Raw genomic sequence first — 7366 nt, 5'->3', positions numbered from 1 at the left:
CCGGCGCGTCGCCCGCGCCGGCCGGGGCCGCCCGCATGTTCGAGCACAAGGGAGAGGTCCATGGAGACGATCGAACCGAACGTCGTCGCGCTCGCCTGGTTCGCGCTGTTTTCCGTCGTCGCGAGCCTCGGCTTCTACGTGGTCGCGGGCGTCTTTCCGCTCGACACGCGGCCGGATCTGACGGGGCGGCCGGCGCGGCTCGCGCTCGCTTTCGCAGCCGCGCTCGCCTTTGCGGGCCTCGCGATCGCGACCGGCCTCTACGGCTATGAGAACCTGCGCTGGACGAGCCTCGTGATCGTGGCGGGCCTCGCGCTGCTGTTCGCGCCCGGCCTCTACAACGCCTGGCCGAGCCGCTGGCGCGACGGGCCGGCGGGCCTCGCCCTGACGCTCGCCGGGGCGCTCGTCGCGCTCGTCGCGCTGCGCGCCATCGCCTGAACCGACAAGAACAAGACTGTCCCCGGGAGGACCGAAATGCCGTTCCACATCAAGATGGGCCTGACCGTGGTGGTCGGCCTCGCGGCGATCGCCGGCTTTTTCTACATGGGCGCCTTGGCCAAGACCGGGCCGCAGATCGCGCTGCTGTTCCTCGGGCCCTTCACGATGGGCAGCCTCTGGATCTTCCCCGAGGTGATGAAGTCCAAGGCCGACCGCAAGCCGCTCGTCCGCGACGCCGCGGGGAGGGCGCGATGAAGACCTATTTCGGGGACCGCACCATCGACGGCGTCATGGTCACAGTCGACGGCCAGCCGCTCGCCGCGCGCGACGACCTGAAGGACTTCGCCGGCGCCGACTTCGAATGGAGCTACGAGGGCGACGCGCCGAGCCAGCTCGCCTTCGCGATGCTGTTCGATCATCTGGGCGACGCCGGCAAGGCCGCGGCGCTGACCCCCCGCTTCATGCGGGACGCGGTGGCCAACTTCCAGAACGAGTGGGAGATGACGTCGGCCGACATCGACAGCGTGATCGCCTCCGACGGCGCGGCGGCCGCCTGACGCTTAAGGCAGCCTGACGCTCACGACCGCGCTGCGTGCTTCGAGACGCCTGCTTCGCAGGCTCCTCGGCATGAGGGCCGGAGAGGGCCAACCCCCTTCCTCATGCTGAGGAGCGCCGAAGGCGCGTCTCGAAGCGCGCAGTTCGCCTCCACGTTCTCCAGTTCGGATCCATCCCATGGACGCCCCCGCCCAGAAGCCGCGCCAGAAGCGCACCATCGCGGAGATCCGCGACTCCAAGACCACCGGCGAAAAGATGGTCTACATGTCGGTGCCCGACTACACCTCGGCGCGCTGGGCCGAGATGGCGGGCGTCGACGTCGCGGTCGTGGGCGACAGCCTCGCGATGATCGCGCATGGCCACAAGAACACCATCCCGGCCACCATGGACATGATGGTGATGCACGCCGAGGCGGTGCGCCGCGGCGCGCCCGAGACCTTCGTGCTCGGCTGTATGCCGTATCAGAGCTACGCCACCGTCGACCGGGCGCTGACCAACGCCGCGCGCTTCATGCAGACGGGCGGCTGCGACGCGGTGAAGCCGCAGGGCGGCAAGTCGCAGGCGCATATCCTGAAGGCGCTCGTCGACGCCGGCATCCCGACCGCCTCCCACATCGGCCTGACCCCGCACACGATCGCGAATTTCGGCGGCTTCAAGATCCAGGGCAAGACCGCCGATGCGGCGTTCAAGATCCTTGAGGACGCGCTCGCGATCGAGGACGCCGGCTGCTTCATGCTGGAGTTCGAGGCGGTGCCGGCGCGGATCGCGAAGCTGATCTCCGAGCAGCTGACGATCCCCACCATCGGCATCGGGGCGGGGGTCGGAACCGACGGGCAGATCCTGCTCTGCCACGATCTGCTCGGCGTGTTCACCGATTTCAAGCCGAAGTTCACCAAGCGCTACGCCAAGCTCACCGAAGTCGCTGTGGCGGGCATCGAGGCTTATGTGCGCGAAGTGAAGACCGGCGCGTTTCCCGACGACGACCACTCCTACTCGGTGAAAGACGAGGAGTTCGAGAAGTTCGCGACCCTGGTCGAAAAGCGGAAGCAAGTCTGACGGCGAGCGTGTTCTTGGCGCGCCAGCTTCTTGTATACAATCGCTCTCATAGATAGAGGCGATCGGACTACGCAAAATTTTGGATTGTATTGGGAGCGTCATCCACCACGTTGATTGGATGACCTATGTTCTCACCTATGGTCCACTCGACGATGAGCTGAACGTTTCGTGCGAAACGGCGACCGAGGCGCTGTCGCTTCTGACCGACCTTCGCGAGAGGGGTCAGAAGTACATCATGGTCTCGAGCTACCAGACCGGCGACGTCGCCATAGACGTCCTGCGCGTCCTCGCCGAACAGGAGGGCGGACAGGACGAAGACGGCTAGCCAGGGTGGCCGTGGCTCAGAGGTCGAGCGTCTTGCGCGCGAAGTTCTCGATGTAGTCCATCAGGCTGTCGGAGGCCGTCGCGGCCGCCGCGCCGTCGCGGGTCGCGATCGCTTCCGCGACCTCCGCGTGAAGCCGGGCCGACAGGCCGAGGTCGCCGACCTCGCGATAGTGCTGGTACCAGAACCGCCGCGACAGCGCCGCCATGGTGGCGATCGAGCGGGTCGCGAACTCGTTGCGCGCGGCCTTCGACACCAGCTCGTTGAAGTCGCGGTCGAGCCGCATGAAGGCGAGATCGTCGGAGGCGTCCGCCGCCGCCCGCATCTCGGCTGCGATCTCCGCGAAGCGCGCCCGTTCGGCGGCGTCGGAGCGCTCAGCCGCGAGACGCGCCAGCAGCGCCTCAAGCACGCGGCGGGTCTCCAGCAGGCGAAGCTGGGTCTTGAGGTTGATCTCCGAGACCAGGATCCCGCGGCGCGGCGCGACCACCACCAGCCCGTCGCGCGCGAGCCGCTGGAGCGCCTCGCGGATCGGCGTGCGGCCGAAGCCGAGACGATCGGCGAGCGCCATCTCCGACAGGAACGCGCCCGGCGGAAGCTGGAGCGTCGTGATGAGCTCCTCGAGCGCGAGATAGGCGCGCTCGGTGAGCGTCGGGCCTTCGGCGGCCTTCACGACGGCCCGTCCGCCCGCACGGCTCCGCGCGCGCCGTGCGGGGCGGCTTTGCGAAGCGGTGGTCACGCTCATGTCGATCGGCTCCCGGGCGGAATCGACGGCGTCCGCCCACCTCCACGCCTAGCATGGCCCCGGCGAACGCTCCAAGCGCGGCATTCTGTTGCCGACGACTAATATGTCAGTTGAATTTCTATAAATCGAAGCCTAGCCTTCTCTCAAGAGCCGAAAGGGCCGCCGGTCCGCCAGGGCCGGACATCAACGGATCCGGGGAGGAACCGCATGACCGACATCACGTTGCCGCCCGGCGGGGCGGCCGCGGGCGCCGCCGCGCCCGCCGCGACGACCGCTTCCGACGTCATGATCGCGGCCCGGCTCGATCGCCTGCCGATGACCGGCTACCAGAAGATGATCTTCGCGATCATCGCGACCGCCTGGTTCTTCGACTCCATCGACCTCGGCTCGCTCACCTTCCTGCTCGGCTCGATCCGGACCGAGTTCGGCCTCACCACCGCGCAGGCCGGCTTCCTGTCGTCGATGAGCTTCCTCGGAATGTTCCTCGGCGCGGCGATTTCGGGCATGGCCGCCGACAAGATCGGCCGCAAGCTCGTGTTCCAGATCTCGATGGTGTTCTGGGGGCTGGGAAGCCTGTGGTGCTACTACGCGCCCGACGCCTCGACGCTCGGCTACGCCCGCCTGCTGCTCGGCTTCGGCATGGGCATGGAGTTCCCGGTCGCGCTGGCGATCGTGTCGGAGTTCGTGCCGACCAAGAAGCGCGGCCGCTATCTCGCGATCCTCGAGGGGTTCTGGCCGCTCGGCTTCATCGCCGCGGGGCTCCTCAGCTGGTTCTTCCTCACCCACTTCACCTGGCGCGAGATGTTCCTGTGCCAGGCGATCCCGGCGCTGTTCCTCTTCGTCGTGCGCTTCTTCGTGCCCGAGAGCCCGCGCTGGCTCGCCGACCAGGGACGCGCGCAAGAAGCCGAGAAGGTCATGGGCGAGATCGAGCGCAAGGTGCTCGCGCGGCTTCCCGCCGGCGCGCAGCTCGACGAGCCTACCCCTGCGCCCGCGGTCGCGCGCGGCGAACGGGGCTTCTCCTTCATGGAGCTCTGGCGCGGCGTCTACGCCAGCCGCACCGTGATGATCTGGCTCACCTGGTTCTTCGCGCTGCTCGGCTTCTACGGCCTCACCACCTGGCTCGGCGCGCTGCTGCAGGCGCAAGGGTTCACCAACACCAAGTCGACCGAATACGTCATCCTGATCGCGCTTGCGGGCGTGCCGGGCTTCATCACGGCGGCCTGGCTGATCGACGCCTGGGGCCGCAAGGGCACGCTCGCGCTGATGCTCGTGGGCGCGGCGGTCTCGGCCTACGCCTATGGCAACGCGCCGAGCTTCGCGATGCTGATCGTGTTCGGCCTCATCATGCAGTTCTTCATGTTCGGCATGTGGTCGGGTCTCTACGCCTATACGCCCGAGCTCTATCCGACGCGGGCGCGCGCCACCGGCGCCGGCTGCGCCTCGGCGGTCGGGCGCATCGGCTCGCTGATCGGCCCGTCGATCATCGGCGTGGTGCTGCCGACGCTCGGCAACGCCGGCGTGTTCGCGCTCGGGGCCGGCTCCTTCGTGGTGGCGGCGATCGCGGTGCTGACCCTCGGCGTCGAAACCAAGGGCAAGTCGCTCGAGGAAGTGTCGGGCTAGCGGGCCGGAAAGTTCCGGCGCGCGGTTTGCGGCCGCGCGCCGGATCGGACACAAAGGCTGCTCGATGACGTGGAGGCGGCGCCCCGGACGCGCCGCCGAGGAGCCTTCTTCCCATGACGATCGCCGACCTGCCGCAGCGCCCGAACGCGCCGAGCCTCGACGCCTTCTGGATGCCCTTCACGCCCAACCGGCGCTTCAAGGCCGACCCCCGGCTGCTCGCGAGCGCCAAGGGCGTGCGCTACGAGACGGTCGACGGGAAAAGCGTGCTCGACGGCACCTCGGGCCTCTGGTGCGTCAACGCCGGCCACGGCCGCGAGGAGATCGCGACGGCGGTCGAGCGGCAGCTCCGCACGCTCGACTTCGCGCCGACCTTCAACGTCTGCCACCCGATCGCCTTCGAGTTCGCCGAACGCCTCGCCGAGATCGCGCCTTCGGGCGGCGGCGAGAAGCTCGACCGGGTGTTCTTCACCAATTCCGGCTCGGAATCGGTCGAGACCGCGCTCAAGATCGCCTTCGCCTACCAGCGCGCGATCGGGCAGGGAACCCGCACCCGCGTCATCGGGCGCGAGCGCGGCTATCACGGGGTGAACTTCGGCGGCGTCTCGGTCGGCGGCATGCTCAACAACCGCCGCATGTTCCCGACGCTGCCCGGCGTCGACCATCTGCGGCACACCCACGACATCGCGAAGAACGCCTTCTCGGACGGCCTGCCGGAGCACGGCGCGGAGCTCGCCGACGATCTCGAGCGTCTCGTCCAGCTCCACGGCGCCGAGACCATCGCGGCCGTCATCGTCGAGCCGATGGCGGGCTCGACCGGCGTGCTGCTGCCGCCCAAGGGCTATCTCAAGCGCCTGCGCGAGATCGCGACCCGGCACGGCATCCTGCTGATCTTCGACGAGGTGATCTCCGGCTTCGGCCGCCTCGGCGCGCCTTTCGCCTCCGATCTCTTCGGCGTGCGGCCCGACATCGTCACCACCGCCAAGGCCATCACCAACGGCGTCATGCCGATGGGCGCGGTTTTCGCGACGCGCGAGGTCCACAACGCCTTCATGACCGGCCCCGAGGCCATGATCGAGCTGTTCCACGGCTACACCTATTCGGGTCATCCGGTCGCCTGCGCGGCCGGCCTCGCGACGCTCGACATCTACGAGCGCGAGGGGCTGTTGACCCGCGCGGCCTCGCTCGAGACGGCCTGGGCCAAGGCCTGGGAGGGGCTGAAGGGCGCGCGCAACGTCATCGACGTCCGCCGCTTCGGGCTCGTGGTCGGCATCGAGCTCGCGCCGCGCGAGGGCGCGCCGGGCGAGCGGGCCTACGACGCCTTCACGGAGGCGTTCCGGCGCGGCCTGCTGGTTCGCGTGACCGGCGACGTCATCGCGCTGTCGCCGCCGCTCATCGTCGAGCCGGAGGAGATCGCCGAGATCGGCTCGATCCTCACCGGCGTGATCGACGACCTCGCCTGAGAGGTGACGGAACAAAGCCGATGTATTCGGTAAAATCGAACATATCGCGCTGAACAATGAATTGGACCGATTATAAACGGCGGGTGATCTTCGCGACGTAGCGGAGATCACCATGTCGGCGGTTCAGGACGACCTCGACCTTTCGGACAGGACGTCTTCGGCGCGCGCGCTCCCCGGCCTTGCGGCTCTCGGGCGTCGCGCCGCGAAGGTCGCGCCGGGCCTTGCGCTCGCGGGCGGCGTCGCGGCCGCCGCCTACGGCCTGCGCGCCTCGCCGGTCGCGCCCCCGGTCAGCCCCGTCATCCTTGCGATCGTGATCGGCATGGCGGCCGGCAACCTGTTCGGCGTTCCCGCCTGGGCGCGGCCGGGCCTCGCCTTCGCCGGCCGTACGCTGATGCGCGCCGCCATCGTGCTGCTCGGCCTCCAGCTCACGGTCGGCCAGGCCGCGGAGGTCGGCGCCGGCGGGCTCGCCGCCATCGTCGCCACGCTCGTCGCGACCTTCCTGTTCACGAGCTGGGCCGGGAGACGGCTCGGCGTCGCGCCCGGACTGACGCAGCTCATCGCCGCCGGCACCTCGATCTGCGGCGCCTCCGCGGTCGCCGCCGCCAACGCCGTGACGCGCGCCCCCGAGGAGGACGTCGCCTATGCGGTCGCCTGCGTGACCGCGTTCGGCTCGATCGCGATGTTCGCCTATCCGATGCTCGCCGGCCCGCTCGGCCTCGACGCGCAGGCCTATGGCGTCTGGACCGGCGCCTCGATCCACGAGGTCGCGCAGGTCGTGGCCGCCGCCTTCACGCATGGCCCGGAGGCCGGCGAATCCGGCGTGGTGGCCAAGCTCGTGCGCGTGATGATGCTGGCGCCCGTCGTCGCCGCGCTCTCCTTCGCAGCGCTGCGCCGTGCGGGCGGCGGAGACGCGGCGCGCGCGCCGTTCCCGCTGTTCGTGCTGGGCTTCGTCGCCATGGTGGCGCTGAACAGCGTCGCGTCGATCCCCGCCGATGTCACCGCCGCCGCCGGAATCGCCGCGACCGCGACGCTCACCGTCTCGCTCGCCGCGATGGGCATGGGGGCCGACGTCTCCAAGCTTCGCTCGAAGGGGTGGCGGCCGCTCGCGCTCGGCCTCGCCGCCTCGCTGTTCGTGGCGGGCTTCAGCCTCGCGCTGGTGAAGCTCTTCGTCTGACG

General features: G+C 69.3%; 9 protein-coding genes. 8 read left to right on the top strand and 1 reads right to left on the bottom strand.

The features are described 5' to 3' along the window. Positions 1-60 precede the first annotated feature (60 nt). The 5 genes from ACFOWB_RS23485 to ACFOWB_RS23465 all read left to right on the top strand — a co-directional run bounded on the left by ACFOWB_RS23485 (position 61) and on the right by ACFOWB_RS23465 (position 2371). Positions 61-435: a hypothetical protein gene (locus ACFOWB_RS23485; protein WP_261404737.1), complete on the top strand. Its 375-nt coding sequence runs from the start codon at positions 61-63 to the stop codon at positions 433-435. A 36-nt stretch (positions 436-471) separates the two neighbouring features. Then, positions 472-690, top strand: a complete 219-nt coding sequence (locus tag ACFOWB_RS23480) for a hypothetical protein (RefSeq protein WP_261404736.1) — start codon at positions 472-474, stop codon at positions 688-690. Continuing rightward, entirely contained in the window at positions 687-992 is a 306-nt protein-coding gene (locus tag ACFOWB_RS23475; protein WP_261404735.1) for a DUF6166 domain-containing protein, read from the top strand. Before ACFOWB_RS23480 ends, ACFOWB_RS23475 begins: the two co-directional genes overlap by 4 nt. Before the next feature lie 175 nt (positions 993-1167). Then, on the top strand, positions 1168-2046 hold the full coding sequence (panB, locus tag ACFOWB_RS23470; RefSeq protein ID WP_261404734.1) for a 3-methyl-2-oxobutanoate hydroxymethyltransferase: 879 nt from the start codon (positions 1168-1170) through the stop codon (positions 2044-2046). A gap of 118 nt (positions 2047-2164) precedes the next feature. After that, positions 2165-2371: a hypothetical protein gene (locus tag ACFOWB_RS23465; protein ID WP_261404733.1), complete on the top strand. Its 207-nt coding sequence runs from the start codon at positions 2165-2167 to the stop codon at positions 2369-2371. 16 nt (positions 2372-2387) lie between these two features. On the opposite strand, the gene ACFOWB_RS23460 is transcribed toward ACFOWB_RS23465, so the two are convergent. Beyond that, positions 2388-3110 carry a GntR family transcriptional regulator gene (locus ACFOWB_RS23460; RefSeq protein ID WP_261404732.1) on the bottom strand — a complete coding sequence of 241 codons (723 nt, stop codon included), beginning with the start codon at positions 3108-3110 and terminating at the stop codon, positions 2388-2390. 207 nt (positions 3111-3317) lie between these two features. Here ACFOWB_RS23460 and ACFOWB_RS23455 point away from each other — a divergent pair, with 207 nt between their 5' ends. The 3 genes from ACFOWB_RS23455 (at position 3318) to ACFOWB_RS23445 (ending at position 7364) form a co-directional block, all read left to right on the top strand. Next, positions 3318-4730 carry an MFS transporter gene (locus tag ACFOWB_RS23455; RefSeq protein WP_378149701.1) on the top strand — a complete coding sequence of 471 codons (1413 nt, stop codon included), beginning with the start codon at positions 3318-3320 and terminating at the stop codon, positions 4728-4730. Positions 4731-4843: 113 nt separating this feature from the next. Next, the gene (locus ACFOWB_RS23450) at positions 4844-6190 is read left to right on the top strand and encodes an aspartate aminotransferase family protein (RefSeq protein WP_261404730.1); all 1347 of its coding nucleotides are present in this window, start codon (positions 4844-4846) and stop codon (positions 6188-6190) included. Between the two features lie 112 nt (positions 6191-6302). Then, on the top strand, positions 6303-7364 hold the full coding sequence (locus ACFOWB_RS23445; protein ID WP_378149699.1) for a YeiH family protein: 1062 nt from the start codon (positions 6303-6305) through the stop codon (positions 7362-7364). Positions 7365-7366: the final 2 nt, after the last annotated feature.

It is taken from the genome of Chenggangzhangella methanolivorans, assembly GCF_042648545.1.
Taxonomy (GTDB): domain Bacteria; phylum Pseudomonadota; class Alphaproteobacteria; order Rhizobiales; family Methylopilaceae; genus Methylopila; species Methylopila methanolivorans.
The sequence above is the reverse complement of the archived record's forward strand: the minus strand, read 5'-3'. Positions and strand labels throughout refer to the sequence as shown.